Source organism: Microbulbifer salipaludis, assembly GCF_017303155.1.
GTDB lineage: Bacteria > Pseudomonadota > Gammaproteobacteria > Pseudomonadales > Cellvibrionaceae > Microbulbifer > Microbulbifer salipaludis.
Genome location: NZ_JAEKJR010000001.1, coordinates 332,797 through 356,750, shown reverse-complemented (window position 1 = coordinate 356,750; position 23,954 = coordinate 332,797). Strand labels below are relative to the sequence as shown.

The following is a 23,954-nucleotide window of genomic DNA, read 5'->3' as shown; positions in this document are numbered from 1 at the left end:
ATTATATCGCACCCCCTTTTCCGACGTTGCGGTGTGTCATTGTGTTGCAATGAGCACGCCCCCGAAATTGAGGCGGGAGTTTTGCGCGCCATTTTGTACCGGCCAGGCTTTCTTTACATGCTCAAACCATCATTCCCAACCGTTCGTTTCCTGATTGTCGCTGCACTCGCTGCTCTGGCTGCCGGCTGCGGTAACGAAACCCAAAATCGCACACAGCAGCCGGTGTTGCTGGCCAGCATTGCGCCCGTGGCAATGATTGCCCGGGAGGTCGCCGCCGGTGACGTCGAGGTCAGGGAACTGATCCGCGGCGGTGACCCCCATCACTACGCCCCCAAGGTTGCCGACCGGCTGGCGATGGAGTCGGCGCAGCTCGTGGTCTGGCTGGGCCCGGAAATGGAATCGGTACTGGCGCGGCAGATGTCGCTGTTACCGGCGGGTCGGCAGCTGGGCCTGCTCGCCGCGGGCGGCTATGAGTTCGAGGGTGCCGACGCGGATGACCCGCATCTGTGGCTGCGCCCGCGCAATGCGGCGGTGATGGCGGCGCATATCGCCAACCGGCTCGCGCAACTGAACCCGCAGCGGGCAGAGGCATTCCGCACCCGGGCGCGTGATTTTTCCCGCGCCATGGCGAACCTGCAGAAGGTGCAGGACCGCGCGCTCTGGGCCTACCGCGATGTCCCCATCGTCTCCACCCACAAAGCCTATAGCCAGTTTTTCGGGCCGGCGGGTGTTGTCACCGACAGTCTCGGCACCGCTGCCGGTCACCAGCACGGTGCGCGCACAATGTTGGATAAACAGAAAAAGCGGGGAGAGGGGCCGGTACGCGGTTGCCTGTTCGGTGAGGTGCCGCGCAATGACCGCGATCAGCAGACAGCGGTGCACCTGAATCTCGACTATGTGGCATTAGACCCGCTGGGCACGGCGCTGCCAGGGAATGCCGATTATGCGGACCTGATGGCCCGGCTACTGGCAGATGCGCGCCAGTGCCTGGGTGCCATTCCGGATGGGGATCACTGACACGCAGCCGGGGTGGCGCATAGGGCGCGCTGCTGACGTTAACTGGGTTCCTGGGGTGCCTCTTCTGCCTGTTGCATCTCCTGCGCGGGCTCGATGGCCGTCGCTTCTTCCTCGCCATCCGCAACCGGTTCGATGGTCAACGCCGCCGGTTGCTGCAGGTTCAGCGGTTCCTGAACCACGTCCTCCGATGGTTGCTGAGTGGGCGCTGTCGTCACCACTTCCGCGGTTTCTTCCTCGCTGTTCTGGCTTTCGCCCGCGGTGCGGAAGGCTTCCAGCTGTTGCTGCTGAATATTGTGCACGCTGTCCATGAGTGCGCGGCGGTTGTGCTCGCGCAGCAATTCCTGCCGGGACTGTTCGCGGAATTGCTCCGCCACCAGGCGCCGGTCCGTCTCGTCGGCATCCTGCGTGATCGCGGGCACCGGGTAGCCCACGGCCTCCACGTGCTCCATGGTCTCGGGCGCATTGTCGACCGTGGCCTGCTGGGCATCGGTTTCTTCCGTGGCAAAGGCAGCGCAGGACAGGGCGCAGGCCAGCAGTCCCGGCAGTAAGTAGCGGGGTTCCATCTCGATCACCTCTCGGTAAATTTCCTATACCAAGCCTAGAAGGTGTGAGAGAGAGGCGGGCGACAGTGCGATGACTGGCGCGGCGTTGACGATGGATGGAAAAAGCCGTTCCCGGTCCGGGTGCGGACGCCGATCGCGGTGCGAGACGAGGGGAGCGACGAGGGAAGCGAAAAGAACCGATCGCAGGTATCCTGTGCCCCAACATAAAGACCTGCAAACCCAACTCCGGCTTTCCATCTGTATATGAGTAATGACAAGAAACCTTCCGCGCCATTGATTCTGGTTGACGGTTCCTCCTACCTGTACCGCGCCTTCCACGCCCTGCCACCCCTGGCCACCAGCCAGGGCCAGCCCACCGGCGCCGTGCGGGGCGTGATTTCCATGCTGCGCAAGCATCTCAAGGAGCACCCGGAAAGCCCGGTCGTCGTGGTGTTCGACGCCAAGGGCAAGACCTTCCGCGATGAACTGTTTGAAGAATACAAATCGCACCGCCCCCCCATGCCCGACGACCTGCGCGCGCAGATCCAGCCGATCCACGACATCATCGACGCCATGGGCCTGCCGCGGCTGGTGATCGACGGCGTGGAAGCAGACGATGTGATCGGCACGCTGGCGGTGCAAGCGCAGCAGAAAGGCATCGACGTCATCATCTCCACCGGCGACAAGGACATGGCCCAGCTGGTGCGCCCCGGTGTGACCCTGGTAAACACCATGTCCAACACCGTGCTGGATGAAGAGGGCGTGAAGGAAAAGTTTGGCGTAGGCCCGGACCTGATCATCGACTTCCTCGCCTTGATGGGCGACAAGGCCGACAACATTCCCGGGGTTCCGGGTGTGGGGGAAAAAACCGCGCTGGCACTGCTGCAGGGTCTGGGCAGCCTGAAAGACATCTACGCCAATCTCGACGCCATCGCGCCGCTGGGGTTCCGCGGCTCCAAGACCCTGGCCAAGAAAATGGCGGAGCACAAAGACGCCGCGGATATGTCGTACCTGCTCGCCACCATCAAAACCGATGTCGAGATGGATTGTGCGCCGGAGTCCCTGGCCAATGGCGAGCCGGATACGGAAAAGCTGCGGGCGATGTTTAGCGAGCTGGAGTTCCGCAGCTGGGTCGATGAGCTGGGCGGTGACGACGACCCGGAATCCGCCGCCGAGGCGCTGGCGGTCGAGCGCAACTACAGCATTATTCTCGATGAGAAAACGCTGGACGCCTGGTTGGAGCGGTTGAAAAACGCCGAGGTGTTCGCCTTTGATACGGAAACCACCAGCCTCAACTATATGCAGGCGAAACTGGTCGGGGTGAGCTTTGCCGTGGAGCCTGGTGAGGCCGCCTATCTGCCCCTTGCCCACGACTACATGGGTGCGCCCGCGCAGGTGGACTTCGACGTGGCACTGGGCAAGCTCAAGCCGATTCTTGAAGATGAGCGCTGTAAAAAAGTCGGCCAGAACCTCAAATACGACAGCCATATCCTGGCCAATTACGCCATCCAGCTGCGCGGCATCGCCCGCGACACCATGCTGGAATCCTACGTGCTGAACAGCACCGCCAGCCGGCACGATATGGACAGTCTCGCGCAAAAATATCTGGGCGAATCAACGGTCAAGTTCGAGGACATTGCCGGCAAGGGCGCCAAGCAGCTGACCTTCAACCAGATCGAACTGGACAAGGCCGGGCCCTACGCCGCGGAAGACGCTGATATTACCCTGCGCCTGCACCGGGAACTGAGCGGTCGCCTGGCCAAGGAGCCGAGCCTGGAAAAAGTGCTCGACGAAATCGAGATGCCGCTGCTACCCGTGCTGGTGCACATCGAGCGCAACGGTGCCTACATCGATGCGGCCATGCTGAAGAAGCAGTCCGGTGAGCTGGAACAGAAAATGCGCGAGCTGGAACAGCGCGCCTACGAGGAGGCGGGGGAGGAGTTCAATCTCGGCTCCACCAAGCAGCTGGGCACCATCCTGTTCGAAAAACTGCAGATCCCGGTGATCAAGAAGACCCCCAAGGGAGCGCCGTCCACCGCGGAGCCGGTATTGCAGGAGCTGGCCCTGTCGCACAAGCTGCCGGCGCTGATCATGCAGTACCGGGGTATGGCCAAACTGAAAAACACCTACACCGACAAGCTGCCGCAAATGATCGACCCTACCAGCGGCCGTGTGCACACCTCGTATCACCAAGCGGTGGCGGCCACCGGGCGACTGTCCTCCAGCGACCCCAATTTGCAGAATATCCCGATTCGCACCGAAGAGGGCCGCCGCATTCGCCAGGCGTTTGTTGCCGACCCGCGCATCAATGGGGGCAGCCTGATCGTGGCTGCGGACTACTCGCAGATCGAGCTGCGCATCATGGCCCACCTGTCCGGTGATAAAGGCCTGCTGGATGCGTTTGCCGCGGGCGCCGACATTCACCGTGCAACCGCCGCCGAGGTGTTCGAGGTGCCCGCGGCTGAGGTCTCCGATGAGCAGCGCCGCCGTGCGAAAGCCATCAACTTCGGCCTGATCTACGGCATGAGCGCTTTCGGCCTCGCCAAGCAGCTGGATATCCCGCGCGCGGATGCCCAGACCTATATCGACCGCTATTTCCAGCGCTACCCCGGTGTCCTCGCTTACATGGAGAACACCCGCAAGCAGGCCGCGGACAAGGGCTATGTGGAAACCCTGTTCGGCCGCCGCCTGTACCTGCCGGAAATCAATTCCCGCAACGGCATGCAGCGTCAGGCCGCCGAGCGCACCGCGATCAATGCGCCGATGCAGGGCACCGCGGCGGATATCATCAAGCGCGCGATGATTGCGGTGGATGCCTGGTTGCGCGAGGAAGCGCTGCAGTCGCGCCTGATCATGCAGGTACACGATGAGCTGGTGTTGGAAGTGCCGGCGAACGAACGGGATGTGATCGTAAAACGTATTCCGGAATTGATGCAGGCCGCCGCAGAGCTGGATGTGCCGTTAATCGCGGACCTGGGTGAAGGCGTCAACTGGGATGAGGCGCACTGACCCATCGGGTTTACATTTTTTTAATTTTTTTGCGAACTCGCGGAACTCCCGCAATCAGGGGGCCTCTAACTAAGCAAGATCGTTGGATTGCATCATCCCCCAAAGCTTAGTCAGAAGCCCCTCGCCCCGAAGCTACCCCCCTCGGGGCTTTTTTTTGCCTGGCGTTTGCGCCTGGGGGTGCTGGCGCTGCCGGTCGGGCTGGTCAACCATTGATCGGCTTCGACGAAAAATCGCACAGAAAGGCAGTTAATTGGGTGCAGAGGGAGAATAATGTCTCAACAACAGAATTTTTTGTCCCTGCTGCATCATATTGTGGGATACAGTTCCCGAGTCCGAACGGCGGAACGCAGTGCGAAGAAAAAGAGTGGGGAACCTCAGCGGCCCAGCTTAGTCTTTGTAGTGAAGGAAATGCATCGGATGCAGTGGAATTTGGGTGAGAACCCAAGAGCGCGCCCGTCCCCCTGGGCGTGTTCCCCTAGGTGCCCATCCCCAAGGGCACTGACCCCTAGCCGGCAGCTGCAATCTGCCGGCTTTTTTTTTGCTCAATTTTTTCTCTGTCCAATATCAGCGCTGAACGGCACCGAGTGTCAGGGTCTGGCTATGCGGTGGGGTGTCACCGACAAATTCACCAGTCTCACCTTCAGTCTAGTCGAATTCTGGCGGGCCATTTCACCATTGCCCGCACGGCCGATGTCGGCTCCGAATACGGGCGTACGGTGCACCGGTGATCGCCGGTCAGGCTAGGCGGGAGTTGCGTTGTCGTCTTCTTGTGCCTCTGGTGGCGTCAGCGACAGCCACTGATTCAGGCGCGCCTCCAGCTTCTCCAGCCCCTTGCGCTTGGGAGAGGAGAAGATCTGTACGCTGACGTTGTTGTCCAGTTCCAGTGCCTTCAGTTCCTTTTCCACCGCGAAACGCACATTGTTGGCGGGCCCGTTTTTCAGCTTGTCGGCCTTGGTCAGCAGAATATGTGCCGGCAGCCCGGCGTTGACTGCCCACGAGAGCATCTGCAAGTCGAACTCCTTGAGCGGCTGGCGGATGTCCATCAGCAGTACCAGTCCCTTGAGGCACTGGCGTTGCTCCAGGTAAAACGCGAGATGCCGTTGCCACTCGTCTTTCATGGAGCGGGCTACCTTGGCATAGCCATAGCCCGGCAGATCTACCAGTCGCTGCTGCTCACTCAGGCGAAAGAAGTTGATCAGCTGGGTGCGCCCCGGTGTTTTGGAGGTGCGCGCCAGCTTGCCGTTGTCGGTCAGGGCGTTGATGGCGCTGGATTTGCCCGCATTCGAGCGACCCGCGAACGCGACCTCGGCGCCTGTGTCCTCCGGGCATTCCGCCAGGGTGGGGGCACTGATTAAAAATTCCGCACGGCGGAAGTTGATTCGTTCTACATTGGATTCAGACATGTGTCTTCCCGGTACACTCAGATGGCGCGCAAGTATATAATGCCGCGGTTTCAACGTCGCTGATGACTGCCGGGCGTACGGATAGCCGCCAGCGACGTTAATCGGGTGCTCAATATTCAGCGCGCAACAGGACGACGTATGAACAGCATTATAAAGAAGGCCGCTTTGGCTTTGGGGATGGTAGCGTTTGCTCAGGCAGGTTACGCCGCCGGTGACGCCACTGCGGGGCAAGCGAAGGCGGCGATGTGTGTTGCCTGTCACGGTGCAGATGGCAACAGCCCGGCACCAACCTTTCCGAAAATCGCCGGCCTTGGTGAAAAGTACCTGCTCAAGCAGCTGCATGATGTCAAAAACGGCGACCGTGCAGTGCCGGAAATGACCGGTATGCTGGACAATATGAACGACCAGGACCTGCAGGATATTGCAGCATTCTTCGCTTCGCAGAATATCCAGATTTCCGGCTCCGAGGCCTTCTCGGTCATGCTGAACAACGGCGACAACGTGGATGGCCTGGCCCTGGGCCGCGAGATCTACCGCGCCGGTAACCCCTCCAGCGGTGTTCCCGCCTGCATGGGCTGCCATTCACCCACCGGTCTGGGCAACGCCCCGGCGGGCTATCCGCGCCTGTCCGGCCAGTATGCAGAGTATGTGGAGAAGCAGCTGAAAGCCTTCCGCGCCGGCACCCGCGCCAATGATGGCGAAACTCGCGTTATGCGCACCGTGGCCCGCCAGCTGACCGATGCGGAAATCAAGGCCGTGGCGAACTATGTTGCCGGCCTGACCGAGTAACGTTCGTTCCGCTCGCCATCTGCAACGGGCACTGGGTCACAAGGGCCGGTCACTGACCGGCCTTTTTGTGTCCTGCTGCCGCACCCGGGTTGCACCGGAGCCCGGGAACTTCAATAATTTCCGCGGTCTATATTCAGCCGGGCGTCAGCAAGCAACCGTCATACTGCGCCCGTCACCCAGAATAAAAGTTTGGAGTAAGTCCCTATGAGAGCTGTTGTTGCCCTGTTTACCATGCTGCTGAGCCTTGCAGCCTGCGCCCAGGAGTCACCGGGTAAGTTCAAAGCAGGCCAGCACTACGAAGTGCTGCCACAGGCTGTCGCCCAGGATGACGATAGCAAGATCGAAGTCACCGAGCTGTTCTGGTACGGCTGTGGACACTGCTACCACTTCGAGGCGCCGCTGAAAAAATGGCAGCAAACCATGCCCGCCGACGTCGCCCTGAAGAAGATTCCGGCCATCTGGCAGCCAGTGATGGAAGTGCATGCCCGCATGTTCTACGTGGCAGATGCCATGGGTGCTCTGGACAAGGTGCATGGCCCGGTGTTCAACGCCATCGCCCAGCAGCGCAAAATGTTTGCCGACCGTGACGGCCGCAACTGGAACCCGGACAACGCCGCCATTGCCGCGATCTTTGCCGACAATGGTGCCGACGGTGAAAAAGCGGTGAAACTGCTCAACTCCTTCGCCATCAACAGCAAGGTCAAGCAGGGCCAGGCCAAGCAGCGCGCCTACAACCTGAGCGGCACCCCGGAAATGGTCGTGGCCGGCAAGTACCGTGTCAGCACCTCGCTGCCCGGGCTGAAAGGAAAATCCAATGGCCAGCAGCTGATGCTGGACGTGGTGGACTTCCTGATCGAGAAAGAACGCGCCGAAAAGGGCTGATTGAGCCAGGCTGAAAAACCCCGCTCCTGCGGGGTTTTTTTATGTCTGCTGTTTTGGTGCCGCTTTTTGTACTCCACGTTACTGCTAGGCTAGAACGGGGTATCAAAAAATTTCCGCCAGCGACAACATGCCCAGTACTCATCCACGCCAGCGTTACCTGCCTGTGCTCGCTCTCTGCCTTTTCTGGGGGTGGGCCTGGGCACAGCCCGCGGTCGACCAGCAGAACCGCAGTACCGCTGCGCGCGCGGTGAACCTGCTGTCATTTGTGGCGGTGGATTACCCCGAGGCGGTGGTGGGTGGCGCAATCCGCGACCGCAGCCTGTATCGCCAGCTGCAGGGCAATGTAGAAGTGGCCACGTCACTGCTCCAGGCGTTGCCGGACAAGCCCGGCCGCGCCCAGTTGCTGGAGAACCTGCGCGCGCTGGCGCAGGCGGTGGACAAGCGCGCACCGGTGGCCGAAGTGCGCCAGCGTGCCAATACCGCCGCCGATCGCTTTGCCGCGCTCTACCAGTTACCCCGCTCGCCGGCTGAGCCGCTGCCCCCTGCGGGCGAAGCACTGGCGTTGTATCAGGACCGGTGCCAACACTGTCACGGCGTGCGCGGCGATGCGCCCCAGGCAGAGCGCAAGCTGAATGATCCGGCGCGCATGGCCAACCTTAGCCTGTACGATTTCTACAACGTGCTCGAACCTACCCGCAACGACGCCCACGATGCCGACGTCGATGGTGACCTCAGCCATCGCGAGCGCTGGGCCCTGGCGGTGATGGTGGCCGGGTTTGCCGCCCCCGAGTCCGCCCCAGCACTCGAGCGTGCCAGAGAGTACCCCGCGCTGGTGGGATTGCCCGGCGCGGCGATCTTGCGCCCCGCAGAATTACCGTCTCAGGCCCGCGATGCCCTGATGTGGTGGCGGGCCCATCCGCAGGAAACCGCCCATCTACAGCACCCGCTGGCACGGGCAGCGGGGCTTTTGTATCTGGCACAGAGCGCCTATCGCGGCGGCGATACCGCCAGTGCCTATCACCAGGTGATGCTTGGCTTGCGTGAAGGTTATGCCCAGGCCCGGCCGCAACTGGTGTCGCGCAATCCCGCGCTTGCGGCACAGCTCGATCAGCAGTGGCAGGAGTTGCGCCAGTCGATCCTCGACCGTGCGCCCAGTAACGAGGTAATTGATAAGTTCCAGCGCCTGCTGGGCAATGTGGTGCGCGCGCGGGAACAGATGCAGCCATCCTCTGGCAGCGCTGTGTATGCCTGGGCCGCGGTACTGTTTGTCGCCGCCCTCGGTGTGGGCGGACTGCTGTGGTACCGGCTTCGCCGCCGGCGACGGTGACCGGGTCGAGCTGAATGTGGACTCTGCGGGGCAGGTTATGGCCGCGGTTAAGGTGCCTTGGCGCGGAATCAAAGAATTTTGTCGCATCCGCTGCCACAGTTGAGATTTACGACTAGGCTTTTAATTAGGTTGTTCAAATAACCGCCAGTCGTAGAATCCAACAGAGAAGAGTGCCGCATGAAGTTGTTGCGTCAGTTGTCCTTCCGTCCCGTTCTCCTATCCCTGCTGCAGGCCTACGTGCTGGTGCTTGTAGTGTTCTTTCTGGTCCCGATGATCGCGACCGCTCAGTCCAAAACGCCGGATCAAGCCAACGCCCACCAGTGGGCAGGCAACTGGCTGGTAGTGGGGCAGGGCGATGAGCAGCTGGTTTGGCAGCTCAAGTCGGACGGTACCGGGTTTGCCCACGGTTTCCGCAAAGACGGGCAGCTCACACACGGCTTCGCCATATCCTGGCGCATTGAGGGCGATACGGTGCGCATTCGCACCGGCGGCACCCTGCACTGCAACAGCGGCATGGTCTATGCGCAATTTACCGGTTGGAGCCCCGTCACCCTAGACTTCAACGTCATCGATGGGCGTCACTGGCGGCAGCACAACGGCGGCATTCTGGCGTTTCAGCGCCGCCTGCCCAACTGGCAGACGCCCAATCACGGCGCCGAGTGCCCGAACCTGTACGAAGGCCAGCGCAAGGATCCCCAGCAGACTGCCTCTGCGGGTAACTGAGCGCCGGCCGCGGAAGCAGGAACGTGACAGTGCACCAAGCGGTGCGAAGCCGCCGGCCCGGTCAGGAGCGACCCTTCGGCGGCCCCATCCATTCGCCAGACACTCAGGGACGGGTAAAGCGCAAGCGGAGACCGGCTGTGACACAGCAACGCTTTAGCTCCTCGCAGCGCGCAATGGCCGCGCGAATCCTGCGCCCGCTCGCGTGGGCAGCGGCCGTGGCGATTACCGGCTACGGTCTGCATTCCCAAGCCGAGGAAAGCGCGCAGCAGGGAGCCGATGCCGAGAGTTCCGAGAAGCAGGTGGAAGAGGCCCAATACCCCGGCTGGAATACCGAATCCCGCCTGCAGGCGTCACAGTGGGTCGGCAACTGGTTGATTTCCCGCGATGGTGAAGCGCAGCATGTGTGGAGCCTGAACAAGGACGGCACCGGCCGCTCCTACGCGTTCAGTCGTCACGGCGACCAGATGAAGTTCGCTTACGGGTACGACATTCGCTGGTATTTCGACCCCTTCACCCAAATGGCCAACATCAAAACCGAGCGCAGGATCGTGTGTCGCGGCGGCCGCCTGTACCCCTATTTTCTCACCCTGAAATCCTACGAAAGCGATTACGCGGTCAGGGGCAAGTATGCCTGGCAGACCACCTGGACCGAGGCCAGCATCGGGCGCAACTACCTGCATAAATCCCTGGTGGTTTTCGTCGCACCGCTGTCCGGCTGGCACAACCCCGAGAAAGACGCGCCCTGCCCGGAATTTCCGCGCATGGACATTGAGAAAGATATTGATACCGCCCTCGACCGCTGGGAAACCGAGGCGGTCACCGCGGAGCTGGTCGATACCACACCCGCCGAGGGAGAACCGGAATTTGAGGGTGAAACCTTTGGCGGCGAAGATACAGCCCCCGCCGTGGCATCGCCCCAGAAGCGCAAAAACACCGCGAAAGCGCGTGTGAAAGACAAGTCTGCGAAACCGAAAAATCGCCGGCCGGAGTGACCGGGTACCCATTATCAGACTGGAGACGCAAGCATCATGAATGCCCAGGTAAAAATCGACCAGCTGTTGCAGCGTATGACCCCGATTCTGAACCGCACCCCGCTGGTGATGTGCACTCTCGACGACACGCAACTGCAGCGGTTATTGCGTGAGTGCCTGTGTGTGTTTCGTGAGCGCGAGGGTGTCTGTGCGCTGCTGCCACGAGAAATAGCCGAGCACGAAGCCATCCCGGAGGAGGGCAGCTATCGCCAGATTACCCTGCAGTACACCGCGTGCCTGCAGGTACCCGGGCTGACCGGCATTATTGTGGGCGAGCTCGCCGACGCCGGTATCCAGGCCAACATCGTGTCTGCCCGCTTCCACGAGCACCTGCTGGTGAGTGAGCGCGATGCGGCGCAGGCCATGCAGATCCTGTACGGCATCAGCAATCGTCTGCAGTACAGTTAGCGCAGAACTGCTGAGGTCAGCTACAGGAGCCCGCACACAAGAGGCCCCACTCAAGATCGATATCCGGCAGGGAGCGCCGCTGAGGAGCGTCCCGAGAGCATGCATATCGCCTACCCCGCACCACTGCCCCACGGCCACATCCATCAGGTGTTGCCGGATTTTTTTGTGGTGCGCGGTACGGCCCGGATCGCCCCCCGGGTAGTGGTGAACCGCAACATGGGCATCCTGCGCTCCGGCGATGACCTGTTGCTGGTGAACCCCGTGCGGCTTCGCCGCCTGGAAGAGGAGCGGCTGTGCGAGCTCGGTCGTGTGCGCCAGGCGGTGCGGCTCGGCTACTACCACGGTTGCGACGATCTATACTACCGCGACCGCTTCAACGTGTTTTTCTGGCGCCAGGCCCACTCCGATCACTACCCACTACCTCCCGCCGACCAGTTTCTTACCGACGGCGGTACCTGCCCGGTTACCGGTGGGCGGGTATTCGAGTTCAGCAACAGCAAAGTGCCCGAGGCGGCCCTGTATGTTCCGCAGGCCGGTGGCCTGCTGCTCACCTGCGATGCATTGCAATACTGGGACGGCTGGACCGGCTGCAGCTGGGCCGGCAAATGGATGCTGCGCTTGAGTGGCGTGCATCGTGGGATGCAGGTGGCGCCCGGCTGGCGTCGTCGAGCCACGCCCGAACACGAAAACAGCCAGCGCTGGCTCGCCGCTGACTTCCAGCGGCTGTTGAACCTGCCTTTTTACCATCTGCTCGGCGCCCACGGCGATTTCTGTGCAGACCGGGCCCACGAACTCGCCGAAAATGCCGTTGCCAGCAGTTTTATGAGACTTGCACCTCGCCACTGATGCCCGCCAATCGCCGGTCTGGATACCGGTGTCCGTGTTAAGCTCGCCCGCAAGATTCCCAAAAAACATTCGGTCACCAGGTTCGTAGCCGCGTTCGCTCACAAACGATACTTGCAAGACCGATTCTGACGAGCTTCCCATGAGAATAAACCGTATCGCTGGTCGCATTGCTGTAGCGGCAACCCTCTCCATACTTCTGGGGGCGGGCATTGGTGCCTGCGCCCGCCTCTCGGGCCAGCCCCCCATCCCAACTGCCGACAGCGAAAAGATGCGCGCAGATGTGGAATACCTTGCCGCCGATGCGCTGGCCGGGCGCCAGACAGGCACTGCGGGTTACCGGCAGGCCGCGCAGTATGTCGCCGACCGTTTTGCGGCACTCGGCCTGCAGTCGATCACCGGCGATGATTACTTTCAGTCGGTGCCATTTCGCGAGGCTCACTGGGGGGATGATCGGGCCACCTTGGTGCTGCACGGACGTGAGGGTGACATCACTTTTGAGCTGGGCGAAGATTTTCTCGCATCCCCCCCGACGATCAGTGAAGACACGGTAGTTTCTGCGGGCCTGGTGTTTGTCGGTTACGGCATCGCGGCGCCGGACTACGGTCTCGATGACTACGCCGGGCTGGATGTGCAGGGCAAAATCGTGGTGATGCTGGATGGCCGGCCGGCAAAACTGCCCAGTGAAGTGGGTGCCCACTACGCCTCAGGCCGCACCAAGCGGGATACCGCCGCGCAACTTGGCGCGGTGGGCACGATCACCCTGAACACCCCGGCGCGCGAAGCGCGCAGGCCGTTTGTCCGCTCTGCCGAGCACGTGAATGACCCGAGCTTTGACTGGGTGCGCGCGGACGACATTCCCGGCAACGCCATTCCCGGCTTGCACCCGGGAGTGGTTCTGGACATGCCCGCGGCCAAGCAGTTGTTCATGGGCGCATCGCGCAGTCTCGATACCGTGTACACCGAGATGGAAAACGGCGTGGTACCCAAAGGGTTCCCCCTGCCTTATAGCGCGACCGTTCGCAGCAGTGCCGCACACCGCAAGCTCATCAGTCCCAACGTGGTTGGCCTGCTACCCGGCAGCGACCCGAAACTAAAGCATGAGTACGTCATCTTTTCCGCGCATCTCGACCATATTGGTGCAGCCGCCCATGGGCGGGACGCGGACCCTGAATCCGGGCACGACACCATTCACAATGGTGCCCAGGACAATGCGGCCGGTATTGCAGTGATGCTGGAAGTGGCCCGCCTGTTTGCGGAATCCGCGCAGGCCCCGCGGCGCTCGATTCTGTTTGTGGCGGTGACCGCAGAAGAAGAGGGGTTGCTCGGCTCCGACTACTTCGCCCAGCATCCGCCCGTTGCGCCGCGAGCCATGGTGGCCAACATCAACCTGGATATGCCGATGCTGTTGTATCCGTTCCAGGATGTGATCGCCTTCGGCGCCGAACACTCAAGCCTCGGCAAAACCGCAGCGCGCGCCGCCCAGCGGGCCAACCTCAAGCTCAGTCCCGACCCGATGCCGGAGCAGGTCATCTTTGTGCGCAGCGACCACTACAGCTTCGTGCGCCAGGGCGTACCCGCCATCTACCTGATCACCGGGCGCGAAGCCATCGACAAGCAAATCAATGGCACCGCAGCGCAAGTAGAATTTCTCCAGTCGCGCTACCACCGCCCCAGTGACGAGGCGGATGAGCAGGTCAACTACATCGCCGCGCAACAGTTTGCCGAAGTGAACTACGCCATCGCACGCGAAGTGACGGACGCCGATGAAAGCCCGCGCTGGTACCGGGGGGATTTCTTTGGGGATCTGTTCCGCAAAGCTCAGTGAGCCAACTATTAACGTCAGGCCTTACGCACCACCACAGCGGTGCGTAAGCGCTCACTCCCGAATAGCGACATCAATGCGAAATCTTCCCGCGCGATAGGCAGATACTGGCTGTCGAGAGGGTTGTCCTCATCGTCTACATCCGGGTCGTGCACATAAAAACATTGGTCGTCCATACCGGTTAGTGTGACCCAGTGCGGAACCTTCTTTCCGTCCAGTCGGTAGGTGCTGATCAGTAGTAAAACCAGCGCGCCCTGTTCCAACCATTGCTGGCACTGTTCCTGGGTGAAGTCCTGTGCAACGACCGGCAAACCTGCCAAATCCGCCTTCGATCGGTAATCGGCATCGACCTGCTGGATAACGCGTTTTTTTTCCTCACTGCGCACGCCCTGAATAAACAGTGGCCCCTGCAGATTCAGATAAACCTCACAGTCAAAGCCTCGTTTCTGCATCGCCAGCGCCAGCCCGATGGGATGGCAGCCGCCGTGGCCGGAGGTCATAAAAATCGTGGTTGCCTCCCGCCACAGTGCCAGCTCATCACTACCATTGGGTGTATAGCCCGGATCGAGGCCGGCCATGGCCATCATTGCGGCGGCGGGGCCGCAGGTAAATTCCGTGCGCTGCCCGTACCAGGGCACCTCGGCGGTCTGCAGGTTCTCCGGGCGATAGCGGATACGCTTCTGCATGCGCAGGGCGTTGCCGGCATCCTCGTAGTAATTGCTGTAGCTACCGAAGGTGCGGTACCCCAGCTGCTGGTAGAGCGCGATGGCGGCCGTGTTGTGCTCGGCCACTTCCAGCCGCATGTACAGGCGGCCACTGCGGCGACTGGCGTCTTCGGCAGCGGCGAGCAGGGCCTTGCCAATGCCCTTGCCGCGCCCGGCGGGCGCTACCGCGAGCGAGTAAAGTCGCGCGAGGCGAGTACCGCGACGCAGCAGTACCAGGGCGTAGCCCAACAGCGCGTCGCCGCACTCTGCCACCAGAAAAACTCGATCTCCAGTCTTTAGCGAGTGCCGCAGGCGGCGCCGACTCATGCGATCGTGGCTGAAGCTGACCTCCTCCAGGGCACATAAGCGGTCAAGATCTGGCAGTTCTGCGGCGCGAATCGAAAAAGCCACTGCGTTAGTCGAGGGAAGTTTGTGCGTCATTCGTTGGGGGTGTCGAGCCTAAGCCTTCTGGAGGCTGTAGAAAAAGCGAGATTAGAGCGCTGTCGCTCGGTGTGTGCAATATGTCGACAAAAAACAAACAGAACACCCGTTTTTCGACCAGCACCCAGAGTAATATTTGAACAAATCCCCGTGTAATGGAGTGTAATGCTCAAAAGGACTAACAGCGGGAAATTTCGTGCTAACCTGTCGCCGCTGGCGGCCAAAGCAACCAGCATTTCAAAAATCATAATTTAGGTTTCAGCATGTTAAACAAACTTACTTTGGGCGTCGCCATTGCAGGTCTGAGTCTTTTGTCTGGTTGTGCGAGCATTCTCAGCGACAGCAACTATCCGGTGACTATCAATAGCAACCCGGCGGGTGCCAACTTTGTAGTAATGAATGAGTCCGGGTTCGATGTGCACAGCGGTGTTACACCAGACACCATTACTCTGTCTGCCTCCGACGGCTTCTTTTCTTCCGCGAGCTATACCGTGAAATTTCAGATGGCTGGCTTCCAGGAGCAGAGCTTCCAGCTGCGCGCCGGAATGGACGGGTGGTATATCGGCAACATTCTGTTTGGTGGTTTGATCGGGATGCTGATCGTTGACCCGGCTACTGGTGCCATGTGGAAGCTCCCAGAGAGTGCCAATGTCTCGCTGCAGCCTGTTACCGCAGCCACCGGTCTGGAAACGCTGACTATCGCCTCCGTACATCAGCTGACTGATGAGGCAAAATCCCAGTTGGTGCCCCTGAACTGATTCGGGGCTAAACATAAAAATAACATTCAAGGATATGAAGATGAATTTAGCAACCCGCCTGCTGGCAGTGATTACGCTGGCCTTCTTAACCGGTTGTGCCAGTGTAAGCAAGATGCCGCTCAATGAAAAAGCTACGGCCATCGATACATCACAAAAAAGTATCTTGGTGGGCAAGCTTTCCATTCGCAATGACAACAAGCCAAGCCATCAGCCGAACCTGCTGGCAGTGTTTGTTAATCAAAACGAAAAGGATTTCTCCTTCACCCAGCCTACGTTGATCGCCGATCTCGATAAGGGTGGCAAGGAATACTTCATCAGCATGGCCGTAGAGCCGGGCAAGGCGACACTGAAGCTGGCGCGCTTTATGCGTCAGGTACCGCTGCTGCTGAACGCCATGGCCGATCTCCCATTTGAGTATGAAATTGACGTACCGGAAAACCAGGTGGTTTATATCGGTAACATCAACGCCATCATCAAGCCACGACAAGATGAAGAGCCGCGGGCGGGACTGGTTATTCCTCTGATCGACCAGGCAGTTGCCGGTTTCTCCAATGGTACCTTTGAAGTAAGTATTACCGACAACTACGCAGAGGACATGGAAGCCCTGAAAGAGAAGTATCCCCACATTGCGGATCACTCCCTGGCCAAGAACCTACTTCCGGTTTGGAAACACCCGGAACTGCGCGAAACAGCGCCGACTATTCTGGCAGAAAAAAACGAAGAGTGATCGGGTAGTAGTGCGAATTAAGCGGGCTTCGGCCCGTTGTTTTTGCGCTGGTCTTTTCTCCTCGTTCGCCTTTGCCCGGTTGCTCGCACGCATTGAAATTCGTCAAAGAAAATAGGATAGCCACGAAAGTGGATAGGCGTAGATGAGTGATCTGTACTCAGTGCTAAATTATTTGGTTACATAGGGCGCCCTAGCAGTAAATCAAACAGGCAGAGCCGGTGTGACTATGTTGAAGGGTATCGAAGATGGCTTTCGTGGGCACTTTGGTTCTTGGGGAAAAATAAACCGCAAAATCAAAAAGCCCGGAGTGGTGGAAGGGTGCCACTCACCGACTCCGGTAAGCTTCCAGCGGGTGGCCCTTCAAACCTTGGGATAAGGCCACCCACTTCACGCGATTGTTAAAGACTACGTCGGATTAATTGTGCGTTTGTTCCAGGGCGTAGAACGTCGCCTGGACGTAATCGCTACCGTCACCTGTATTGTTCTGGTTGTACACGCCGGCCTTGAAATACTGGTACTGGTCCGCAACGTCGTAACCGCTGTTGGTCATATCGACTTCCTGCACCACATCCGCCTTTCCTTCGCGGGAGATGGTGACGGTGAGGGTATTCCCCACAACTTTTACTTCGTAGCTCCATTTTTCGCCAAGGGCGATACCATCAGCGGGATCTGAAGCGCTACTGGAGCGGCTGCCGATCATGTCGTACCAGCTGTCGCTGCCGCCATTGGGTTCGTGCGCAATATACACGGAGCCTTTGCTGTTACCCGGCAGTTTGCGGTAGTACAGGCGCAGGGGCTCGTCATTGTTGGCGTGGATCTGGCCAACGATCACGCGCCCAACCTGGCCGCTATCCCCGGTGGTGGTGACATGGTCAACCGACAAGGTTGCGCGCAACACGCCGTCAACGCCACCGGCGGCATCCCGGGCTTCCTGCGGTGCAGAACCGAATACCCAATTGTTGGCGTTTACACCCTGGGTGGCGATACTGGTATCGCCGCGGCGCAGCATTTCTCGCAGTTCAGTACGCGTGTACGAGGTGCTGGTCGAAGTTTTGTAGCCAGCGACCGGACAACGGAACACCATGCCGCCATCGGACGCGGTATAGAAGTAGGTAGCATCTGCGTAGCCTGCATTCAGGTCACCCTCCTTGATGGAGTCTGCCTTGCCATCGCCGTTGTTGTCGGTCGGTACGCTCAGGTACCAGGCGCTCAGGTCGAAGTTACTGGACGGGGGCAGGTTCGGGTCTAGAATGCCGCCCGAGCTGGAACTGCCTGTACCGCCGCTGGAGCTGCCCCCGGAACTACCCCCGGAACTACCCCCAGAACTACTGGAACCGCCTGAGCTACTGGAGCTGCCACCATCGGCACAGCCAATCACGTCGATTTCCAGAATGCTGTTCCAGTTGTTCGCGCTATTGCCGCTGCCGGTGATGCGTACATAGCGTGCGCTGGTATCCGCGAGATCATAGCGTTCCATATCCGCTGACGTGCCGCTCGACTGACCCCCAGATAAGACCGCGGTCCAGTTGGAATTGTCAGCAGAAGTCTCTACCTCAAAGAAGCTGGTTCGCTGGTTGCCTTTGTACCAGGCGATATCAATGGCCTCTACGGTTTGCACGACACCGAGATCCAGCGCGATCCATTTGATGCCCTGCGAGGACCAGCGGGATTGTGCGGCAAAGCTGCCGTCGAGCACATTTTCCGGCCCGTGACCGTCGTTGGTGCCATCATCCGTTGCGGCAATAATGGGCAGGCTACTGCCTGACGTGCAGCTGTCGCCACCGGAGCTGGAGGAGCTGCTGGAAGAACCGGACCCGGAACCCAGGTTTTCCAGAGCGAAATCATCGAAGCGGCCTTCGGCACCGTTATACGTGCCGAAAACAGTAATGCTACTGGCGCTACCGGAATTGAACTCCACTGACATCGATTGCCAGTCGGAATGACTTGCACTGCTGTCAAACGTAGAGCCATTCACCTGTGCACCGATGGTGCCGGCACCACGCACGTAAGCGGTCAAACGGTAATTGGTGTTGGATATAACAGGAACATCCTGCTCGACACGGCCGCCACTGCCAGAGATCTTCGCGGACCCAGTGCCGGTGTTGGCGACACTGGACAGGGAAGAAGGATCGGTGTCGATCCAGCTGTCGAAGCCGCTTTCAAAGCCCGAGTTAAGAATGGATGCGTTGGCACTGGCAATACAAGCAGACAGTACCGCAGCGTAACTTATTTTCATCGCTAGAGATGTTGATTTCATGAGACCCTCGTTATGTATTTATGTAGGGTTTACTAGTTGGCAGCGTTCGAAAGCGCTGCGTCGTTTACCGAATTTTCTCTCCACGGCACTGCCATCGGTTGCAGCCGATACTTTCAACTTTGCTTGGGAAATAACGAAAAGATCGGTAAATCAGGTCAACGTTTGCAACCGGCAGCATGAAGCTGCCGGTTGCAAAGTCACTACTTTTTTTGAGTAGGTTTGTATGTTGGTCTTCACTTAGAACTTCGCGCGTACACCCAGTACGTAGCGGCGATCCGTTTCCATAATCTGGAAAGCCGTGCCGTTGGCGCCGGTATTGATGGTGGGCTCTGCGGTCAGGTTAGTGACGTTTGCAATCACCGTAATGTCTTCGGTTACGTCATAGCTGGCGGAGAGGTCCAGTTGCGAGAGGTCTTCGCGGTAGTCGTTGCCCAGTGTTGGATCATCCGAACCTGCACCCAGCACGAGCTCACCCAGCGGCAGTACCCGTTTGGTTTGTGCGCTATCCAGGAAGCGATCGCGATAGGTGTAGGCGAGGCGAATGCCCAGGCCTTCGTACTCGTAGTAGAACTGCGTATTGAAGGTATTTTTCGAAATGTCCTCCAGCGCAACCCCATTCGGGTCTTCACTGTCCGCGTAGGTGTAGTTGGCGCTGATGCCCAGGCCAGACCAGCGACCGGGCAGGAAGTCGAAGGCTTGCTGGTAACCCAGCTCCAGACCCTGAATCTTGCCGTTCTCACCGTTGGTGATGAAGTCGGTGAGAATGCCCATTTCGGAAATTGGCGTGTTCGCGTTCGCGTACTGAATGCCATTCGCCTGCCACAGACAGATTTTGTCAAAGTCCGAGGTGTTGGTCAGGGTGCTGACCACTTCCGGCTGGTTTTCACATTCAAAGGTCTGGGTCAGGAAGGATTCAACATCCTTGTAGAACAGGGTGGCAGACACCATGTTGCTATCCCAGTAGTGCTCGGCAGCAATGTCATACTGGGTCGCGCGATAGGGCTCCAACTCCGGGTTGCCCCGGCTGGCGGCGATGTAGGCATCGCGATAGTTGTAGGCCGGGCTCAGCTCATTGAAGTCGGCGCGACGCATGACCTTGGCCGCAGCAAAACGCAATTGCGTATCTTCGCTGAGGCTCCAGGTGACGTTCAGGCTCGGCAGGAAATCGTCGTAGCTGGCGCCGTCGGAGACGATGTCACCGTCCTGGTATGCCCTGGAGGTGACGTCTGTGGAGACGTAACGACCACCCACAACAGCGCGCACATCGCCAAAGTCCAGATTGGCCTGGACGTAGGCGGCAGACGTTTCTTCATTCACTTCCGAGTAGCTGCCTTCCTGGTACGCAAGGTTGTCCGCCAGGCTGCCACTGATCTCCATATTGGTTCCGGCCAGCAGCTGCTGAACGATATCGAAGGTTGCCTGCTGGTTTTGCAGAAGACCCACATCGTATGCGGTTACCTTAGCAAGGTCGTAAGCGCCACTCCTGCCGGTATGTTCAAACGCATCCCCGCTGAAATCGTAGTCCTTGATGGCATTCGGGAACTGTGCGGCGATATCTTCCATCCAGATGATGTCCGGATTACCGTCCGCATCCTCCAGGTTTTTGAAGATATTGGTAATGCGGAACTGGTAACGGTTCTGTTCGAAATCCCGCGATGTCGCGCGCACACCGGTTTTGACGGAAGATACCCATTCAAGGCCGAATGGCTCAGCATATTCAACGTCGAACTTGAACGCGCTTTCTTCATTCGCGATGTAGGTACGGGTGTCTTCATAGCGGCGGAACGCCTGATTTTGCTGATCGGTAAATACATAGCCGTCGGCAAAGTCGATGGTCGGTGCGCTGTTGTTGCTGTTCGTGAAGGTCACAGGAATCAGCCACTTGTTCTCACCATCCGCGCCCTGGCCTTCCAGTTCGCGATCGATCCCGCGGAAGCGGAATTCAGAGAAGGGCGTATAGCTATCGGATTCTGCGTAGGAAAATTCCCCACTCACGGTCAGCTTTTCGGTGAAATCCCATGCGCCACCAAACGCGTGGCTGAAGGAATCGCTGTTGCGGAAGCTGGAACCGGCAGTCTGTAGTGGCTGAACTTCGTCGTACATGAAGTTTTGCAGCTGGCCATTTTCGTCTTCATAGGTTTGTCCTGGAATCACCGTCGGTGAGTCGAGGATGTGCAGCAGTGAGAATGTCTCCTGGCTGCCTGCGCGCTCTACGGAGTTCAGGTCCAGATAGAATTGACCCTGCTCCGAAGCCGGCGCCCACTGGAATGCGAGGTTGATCGCGGTACGCTCACGCACTTCGGTACGCGGGTTGAAGGTATGCTCGCGGCCGTATACGTAATTGCCGCTAGGGGTATTCTGTGCTGGGGGCATTCCCTCGACTTCACCGACCTGCAACTGCACCAGGGATTCGTCGCGACGCAGTTCGCGATCCTGGTAAGCCAAAGACGCAATCACGCCAAAGGTGCCGGCATCACCCAGATCCCAGGTATTGCCTACGCCAGAGTTGATGATAGGCGCCCAGTTGTCGGCTTTGTCGGCGTACTCGCCTTGTACAGAGACAGCGGCTAGAGGTCCGTTGAGATCCAGCGGTCGGGCCATTTTCAGACTGATGGTGCCGCCGAGCGCGCCTTCGGTCATTTCCGGGGTAGGCGACTTGATAACTTCCACTTTTTCAAGGAAGGCAGCGGGGAAGTCCTGGAAGTCGATGCCGCTGCGGGTATCGCCCAATACGGAACGGCCGTTTACTTCCACGCGGTTTTGCTTGAGGCCACGAATGGAGACCTCGGAGCCCACACCGAAGTCGCGGTTGATGGAAACCCCGGTCACTCGCTGCAGTGCTTCGGCGATGTTGTTGTCCGGGAGTTTACCGATATCTTCCGCAACAACCGCGTCCACCACGCGGGCGTCGTCGCGCTTTGCGTCAGCGGCCGCCTCCAGGCTGGCACGAATACCAGTCACGCTTACTTCTTCGAGCGCAGCGGCGTCGTCCGTTTGGGCGGCCGTCATGGGGGTAAATGCCATGGCAGAGGCGGAGAGCATCAGCACACTCAGATCCTTCAGTGCACTCTGCTTATCGAACTTCTTAAACGTTTTATTGTTATCCATGTAACGGTTTCCTCTCATTGTAAGAACACTTATTTTTTTATTAGCTCTCAGAGTGGCGAGTTAAACGCGAACCGGAAAACCTGTCAACAACATTGGTTAGCAGTATTGGTAAGATAGGTTGCTGCGAAAATACTTTAAATTATTGTTTTGTATCCATTTTTAGTAATTTTTCTGATCGGCAACTGAATTAAAAAAATTTTTAATTTGCTCGTTCAGAAAATAAATCCCCAAGAGGTAAAACCAATTGTTATGACAGGTATTGTCCGGGAGGACGTCCGTTGACGAAATGAGCGACAACGGCGCGAAAAGACACGCAATAAAAAAGCGGCCAACTGGCCGCTTTACGTGATTCCGATTAGCGTGGCTATGAGGCCGCCCCGGCCCTTACGGCATGGCGCTTCGCGCAATGATGGCACCGCGATGTTGGATGACCGTGCTCGCCAAACGATGCCCGTTAGCGGCTGCTTTCTCAGCACTGTCACCAGCGAGACGGCTGGCGAGGTAACCCGCATTGAACGAATCACCGGCCGCGGTAGTATCGACGGGCACCACTGTAGTTGCCGGTACCAATCTCGGGTCCCGGTTTCGCTGTACCACCAGGCACCCATCGCCGCCCAGTTTCAGCACGATTTCATCCACTCCCCACGCCTGCAAGCGCGCCAGCGCGGCATCGGTATCCGTGTCATGAAACAGCATCTGCTCGTCTTCGAATGTCGGTAATGCGATATCCGTAAGCCGCAGCATCTGTTCGTAGGCTTTGCGAGTTAGTGTCTCGCTGCCCCACAGTCGCGGTCGATAATTTCCGTCGAAAATCACTTGGCCGCCACCCTGGCGAAAATCCACAAGGAAATCGAACAGGCACTCGCGTCCGTAGGGCGACAGGATGGCGAGGGAGATGCCAGAGAGGTAAATCGCATCAAACCGCTTCAAATGGGCAAATAACTGGGTTGCCGCTTGCGCACTGTCCAGCAGCCGTTTGGCCGGTGCGCGGTCTCGCCAGTAGTGGAAAGTGCGCTCCCCGGTGTTATCGGTCTCGATCAGGTAAAGCCCGGGCGTTGCATTCGCCTCGCGCTTTACCAGATCACAACCGATACCTTCTGCCTGCCATTGGCGAATCATCCAATCACTTAAATGATCGTCCCCCAGGGCAGTGACATAATCGACGCTGGCGCCGAGCCGGGACATATACAACGCAGTATTTAATGTGTCGCCGCCGAAAGAGAGACCCGCCTGCAAGCGGGGTTCGCTATGGTCGTTGCGACAATCGTCGTCGACGTTCATTTCCAGCATACATTCGCCGATGACTGCTATGCGCTTGTGCATGACTATTTCGCCCAAGAGTTACGCCTGTTTACCCCAAGTACCGTTTCGCCATTCTTCCCCAGATCAGGAGAAGAACAGCCCACCGTTGATGTCGATGTTGGTGCCGGTGATGAAAGAGGCTTCATCGGACGCCAAGTAGGCAACCGCGTCTGCGACTTCCGGCGCTTTACCCTCGCGCTTCAGCGGGGTGGCGTTCGCAACATTTTCACGCACCGCATCTTTAGTGAAGGTATCGTGGAAAGTGGTACTGATCATGCCCGGGCACAGGGAATTCACACGAATGTTTTTCGGTCCCAGTTCTTTCGCCATGGCGCGGGTAAAGGTCATCACCGCACCCTTGGCGGTCGCGTACGCAGAAGCGCCGGGGCCACCACCATCACGGCCCGCCTGGGAAGCCAGGTTTACGATAGCGCCGCCATCCATGTGCGGAACAACCGCTTTGGTCAGCAGGAAGGTACTGTTCAGGTTCAGTGCGATGACTTTGTTGAAGAACTCTTCGTCCATCTGATCGATGGTTTTACGTTCTACCAGGCCGCCGGCAACATTCACCAGCACGTCGATGGTGTTACCGTAGGCTTCCTGTGCTGCAGCGACAACGCTCGCCACGTCCGCCTGCTTGGTCATGTCGCCCTTGGCGATGATGGCGTCGCCACCCGCTGCCTTGATCTCGGCCAGCGTTTCTTCTGCAGTCTGTGCATTGCTAAAGTAGTTCACCACTACCTTTGCGCCTTCTGCTGCCAGCTTCAGGGAAACCGCTTTACCGATGTCCCGTGCCCCACCGCTGACGATGGCTACTTTACCTTGAAGTTTCATAGTGACTCCTGACTGTAATTTTGA

At 58.9% G+C, this 23,954-nt stretch carries 19 protein-coding genes; 12 read left to right on the top strand and 7 right to left on the bottom strand.

Annotation, left to right across the window (positions count from 1 at the left end; translation table 11 throughout):
- Positions 1 to 117: 117 nt before the first annotated feature.
- Positions 118 to 1,017 carry a metal ABC transporter substrate-binding protein gene (locus tag JF535_RS01415; RefSeq protein WP_206998214.1) on the top strand — a complete coding sequence of 300 codons (900 nt, stop codon included), beginning with the start codon at positions 118 to 120 and terminating at the stop codon, positions 1,015 to 1,017.
- 38 nt (positions 1,018 to 1,055) lie between these two features.
- Here the strand turns inward: JF535_RS01415 and JF535_RS01410 are convergent, their stop codons facing one another.
- The gene (locus JF535_RS01410; protein WP_206998212.1) at positions 1,056 to 1,580 is read right to left on the bottom strand and encodes a hypothetical protein; all 525 of its coding nucleotides are present in this window, start codon (positions 1,578 to 1,580) and stop codon (positions 1,056 to 1,058) included.
- 243 nt (positions 1,581 to 1,823) lie between these two features.
- On the opposite strand from JF535_RS01410, the gene polA reads away from it, so the two are divergent.
- Positions 1,824 to 4,568: a DNA polymerase I gene (gene polA / locus JF535_RS01405; protein WP_206998211.1), complete on the top strand. Its 2,745-nt coding sequence runs from the start codon at positions 1,824 to 1,826 to the stop codon at positions 4,566 to 4,568.
- Between the two features lie 740 nt (positions 4,569 to 5,308).
- On the opposite strand, the gene yihA is transcribed toward polA, so the two are convergent.
- Positions 5,309 to 5,971 (bottom strand): ribosome biogenesis GTP-binding protein YihA/YsxC, encoded by a 663-nt coding sequence (gene yihA, locus JF535_RS01400; protein ID WP_206998210.1) that lies wholly within the window; start codon positions 5,969 to 5,971, stop codon positions 5,309 to 5,311.
- Positions 5,972 to 6,109: 138 nt separating this feature from the next.
- Here yihA and JF535_RS01395 point away from each other — a divergent pair, with 138 nt between their 5' ends.
- The 8 genes from JF535_RS01395 to JF535_RS01360 all read left to right on the top strand — a co-directional run bounded on the left by JF535_RS01395 (position 6,110) and on the right by JF535_RS01360 (position 13,802).
- Positions 6,110 to 6,760: a c-type cytochrome gene (locus tag JF535_RS01395; protein ID WP_206998209.1), complete on the top strand. Its 651-nt coding sequence runs from the start codon at positions 6,110 to 6,112 to the stop codon at positions 6,758 to 6,760.
- Positions 6,761 to 6,964: 204 nt separating this feature from the next.
- Positions 6,965 to 7,642, top strand: a complete 678-nt coding sequence (locus tag JF535_RS01390) for a thiol:disulfide interchange protein DsbA/DsbL (protein WP_206998208.1) — start codon at positions 6,965 to 6,967, stop codon at positions 7,640 to 7,642.
- A 127-nt stretch (positions 7,643 to 7,769) separates the two neighbouring features.
- Complete coding sequence (locus JF535_RS01385) at positions 7,770 to 8,969, top strand: hypothetical protein (protein ID WP_206998207.1); 1,200 nt, start codon at positions 7,770 to 7,772, stop codon at positions 8,967 to 8,969.
- A gap of 177 nt (positions 8,970 to 9,146) precedes the next feature.
- Positions 9,147 to 9,692, top strand: a complete 546-nt coding sequence (locus JF535_RS01380) for a hypothetical protein (RefSeq protein WP_206998206.1) — start codon at positions 9,147 to 9,149, stop codon at positions 9,690 to 9,692.
- A gap of 137 nt (positions 9,693 to 9,829) precedes the next feature.
- Positions 9,830 to 10,684: a hypothetical protein gene (locus JF535_RS01375; RefSeq protein WP_206998204.1), complete on the top strand. Its 855-nt coding sequence runs from the start codon at positions 9,830 to 9,832 to the stop codon at positions 10,682 to 10,684.
- Positions 10,685 to 10,720: 36 nt separating this feature from the next.
- Positions 10,721 to 11,131 carry an ACT domain-containing protein gene (locus JF535_RS01370; protein WP_206998202.1) on the top strand — a complete coding sequence of 137 codons (411 nt, stop codon included), beginning with the start codon at positions 10,721 to 10,723 and terminating at the stop codon, positions 11,129 to 11,131.
- Positions 11,132 to 11,230: 99 nt separating this feature from the next.
- Positions 11,231 to 11,977, top strand: a complete 747-nt coding sequence (locus JF535_RS01365; RefSeq protein WP_206998200.1) for a hypothetical protein — start codon at positions 11,231 to 11,233, stop codon at positions 11,975 to 11,977.
- Between the two features lie 139 nt (positions 11,978 to 12,116).
- Positions 12,117 to 13,802 (top strand): M28 family metallopeptidase, encoded by a 1,686-nt coding sequence (locus JF535_RS01360; RefSeq protein WP_206998198.1) that lies wholly within the window; start codon positions 12,117 to 12,119, stop codon positions 13,800 to 13,802.
- 14 nt (positions 13,803 to 13,816) lie between these two features.
- Here the strand turns inward: JF535_RS01360 and JF535_RS01355 are convergent, their stop codons facing one another.
- Entirely contained in the window at positions 13,817 to 14,914 is a 1,098-nt protein-coding gene (locus tag JF535_RS01355) for a GNAT family N-acetyltransferase/peptidase C39 family protein (RefSeq protein WP_340674099.1), read from the bottom strand.
- 293 nt (positions 14,915 to 15,207) lie between these two features.
- Between JF535_RS01355 and JF535_RS01350 the strand changes: the two genes are divergently transcribed.
- On the top strand, positions 15,208 to 15,702 hold the full coding sequence (locus JF535_RS01350; protein WP_206998192.1) for a hypothetical protein: 495 nt from the start codon (positions 15,208 to 15,210) through the stop codon (positions 15,700 to 15,702).
- Between the two features lie 40 nt (positions 15,703 to 15,742).
- Positions 15,743 to 16,429 (top strand): hypothetical protein, encoded by a 687-nt coding sequence (locus tag JF535_RS01345; protein WP_206998190.1) that lies wholly within the window; start codon positions 15,743 to 15,745, stop codon positions 16,427 to 16,429.
- A gap of 415 nt (positions 16,430 to 16,844) precedes the next feature.
- Here the strand turns inward: JF535_RS01345 and JF535_RS01340 are convergent, their stop codons facing one another.
- The 4 genes from JF535_RS01340 to JF535_RS01325 form a co-directional block, all read right to left on the bottom strand.
- The gene (locus JF535_RS01340) at positions 16,845 to 18,686 is read right to left on the bottom strand and encodes a polysaccharide lyase family 7 protein (protein ID WP_242523549.1); all 1,842 of its coding nucleotides are present in this window, start codon (positions 18,684 to 18,686) and stop codon (positions 16,845 to 16,847) included.
- Between the two features lie 237 nt (positions 18,687 to 18,923).
- Positions 18,924 to 21,794 carry a TonB-dependent receptor gene (locus JF535_RS01335; protein ID WP_206998189.1) on the bottom strand — a complete coding sequence of 957 codons (2,871 nt, stop codon included), beginning with the start codon at positions 21,792 to 21,794 and terminating at the stop codon, positions 18,924 to 18,926.
- Between the two features lie 384 nt (positions 21,795 to 22,178).
- The gene (locus JF535_RS01330; RefSeq protein ID WP_206998186.1) at positions 22,179 to 23,117 is read right to left on the bottom strand and encodes a sugar kinase; all 939 of its coding nucleotides are present in this window, start codon (positions 23,115 to 23,117) and stop codon (positions 22,179 to 22,181) included.
- A 63-nt stretch (positions 23,118 to 23,180) separates the two neighbouring features.
- Positions 23,181 to 23,930, bottom strand: a complete 750-nt coding sequence (locus tag JF535_RS01325; protein WP_206998184.1) for an SDR family NAD(P)-dependent oxidoreductase — start codon at positions 23,928 to 23,930, stop codon at positions 23,181 to 23,183.
- Positions 23,931 to 23,954: the final 24 nt, after the last annotated feature.

Coding starts and splice junctions, on each gene's coding strand:
- JF535_RS01395 (WP_206998209.1), top strand. CDS start 6,110: ATGAACAGCATTATAAAGAAGGCCGCTTTGGCTTTGGGGATGGTAGCG.
- JF535_RS01410 (WP_206998212.1), bottom strand. CDS start 1,580: ATGGAACCCCGCTACTTACTGCCGGGACTGCTGGCCTGCGCCCTGTCC.
- JF535_RS01365 (WP_206998200.1), top strand. CDS start 11,231: ATGCATATCGCCTACCCCGCACCACTGCCCCACGGCCACATCCATCAG.
- JF535_RS01415 (WP_206998214.1), top strand. CDS start 118: ATGCTCAAACCATCATTCCCAACCGTTCGTTTCCTGATTGTCGCTGCA.
- JF535_RS01325 (WP_206998184.1), bottom strand. CDS start 23,930: ATGAAACTTCAAGGTAAAGTAGCCATCGTCAGCGGTGGGGCACGGGAC.
- JF535_RS01340 (WP_242523549.1), bottom strand. CDS start 18,686: ATGAAATCAACATCTCTAGCGATGAAAATAAGTTACGCTGCGGTACTG.
- JF535_RS01390 (WP_206998208.1), top strand. CDS start 6,965: ATGAGAGCTGTTGTTGCCCTGTTTACCATGCTGCTGAGCCTTGCAGCC.
- JF535_RS01345 (WP_206998190.1), top strand. CDS start 15,743: ATGAATTTAGCAACCCGCCTGCTGGCAGTGATTACGCTGGCCTTCTTA.
- polA (WP_206998211.1), top strand. CDS start 1,824: ATGAGTAATGACAAGAAACCTTCCGCGCCATTGATTCTGGTTGACGGT.
- JF535_RS01350 (WP_206998192.1), top strand. CDS start 15,208: ATGTTAAACAAACTTACTTTGGGCGTCGCCATTGCAGGTCTGAGTCTT.
- JF535_RS01360 (WP_206998198.1), top strand. CDS start 12,117: ATGAGAATAAACCGTATCGCTGGTCGCATTGCTGTAGCGGCAACCCTC.
- JF535_RS01330 (WP_206998186.1), bottom strand. CDS start 23,117: ATGCACAAGCGCATAGCAGTCATCGGCGAATGTATGCTGGAAATGAAC.
- yihA (WP_206998210.1), bottom strand. CDS start 5,971: ATGTCTGAATCCAATGTAGAACGAATCAACTTCCGCCGTGCGGAATTT.
- JF535_RS01385 (WP_206998207.1), top strand. CDS start 7,770: ATGCCCAGTACTCATCCACGCCAGCGTTACCTGCCTGTGCTCGCTCTC.
- JF535_RS01380 (WP_206998206.1), top strand. CDS start 9,147: ATGAAGTTGTTGCGTCAGTTGTCCTTCCGTCCCGTTCTCCTATCCCTG.
- JF535_RS01335 (WP_206998189.1), bottom strand. CDS start 21,794: ATGGATAACAATAAAACGTTTAAGAAGTTCGATAAGCAGAGTGCACTG.
- JF535_RS01370 (WP_206998202.1), top strand. CDS start 10,721: ATGAATGCCCAGGTAAAAATCGACCAGCTGTTGCAGCGTATGACCCCG.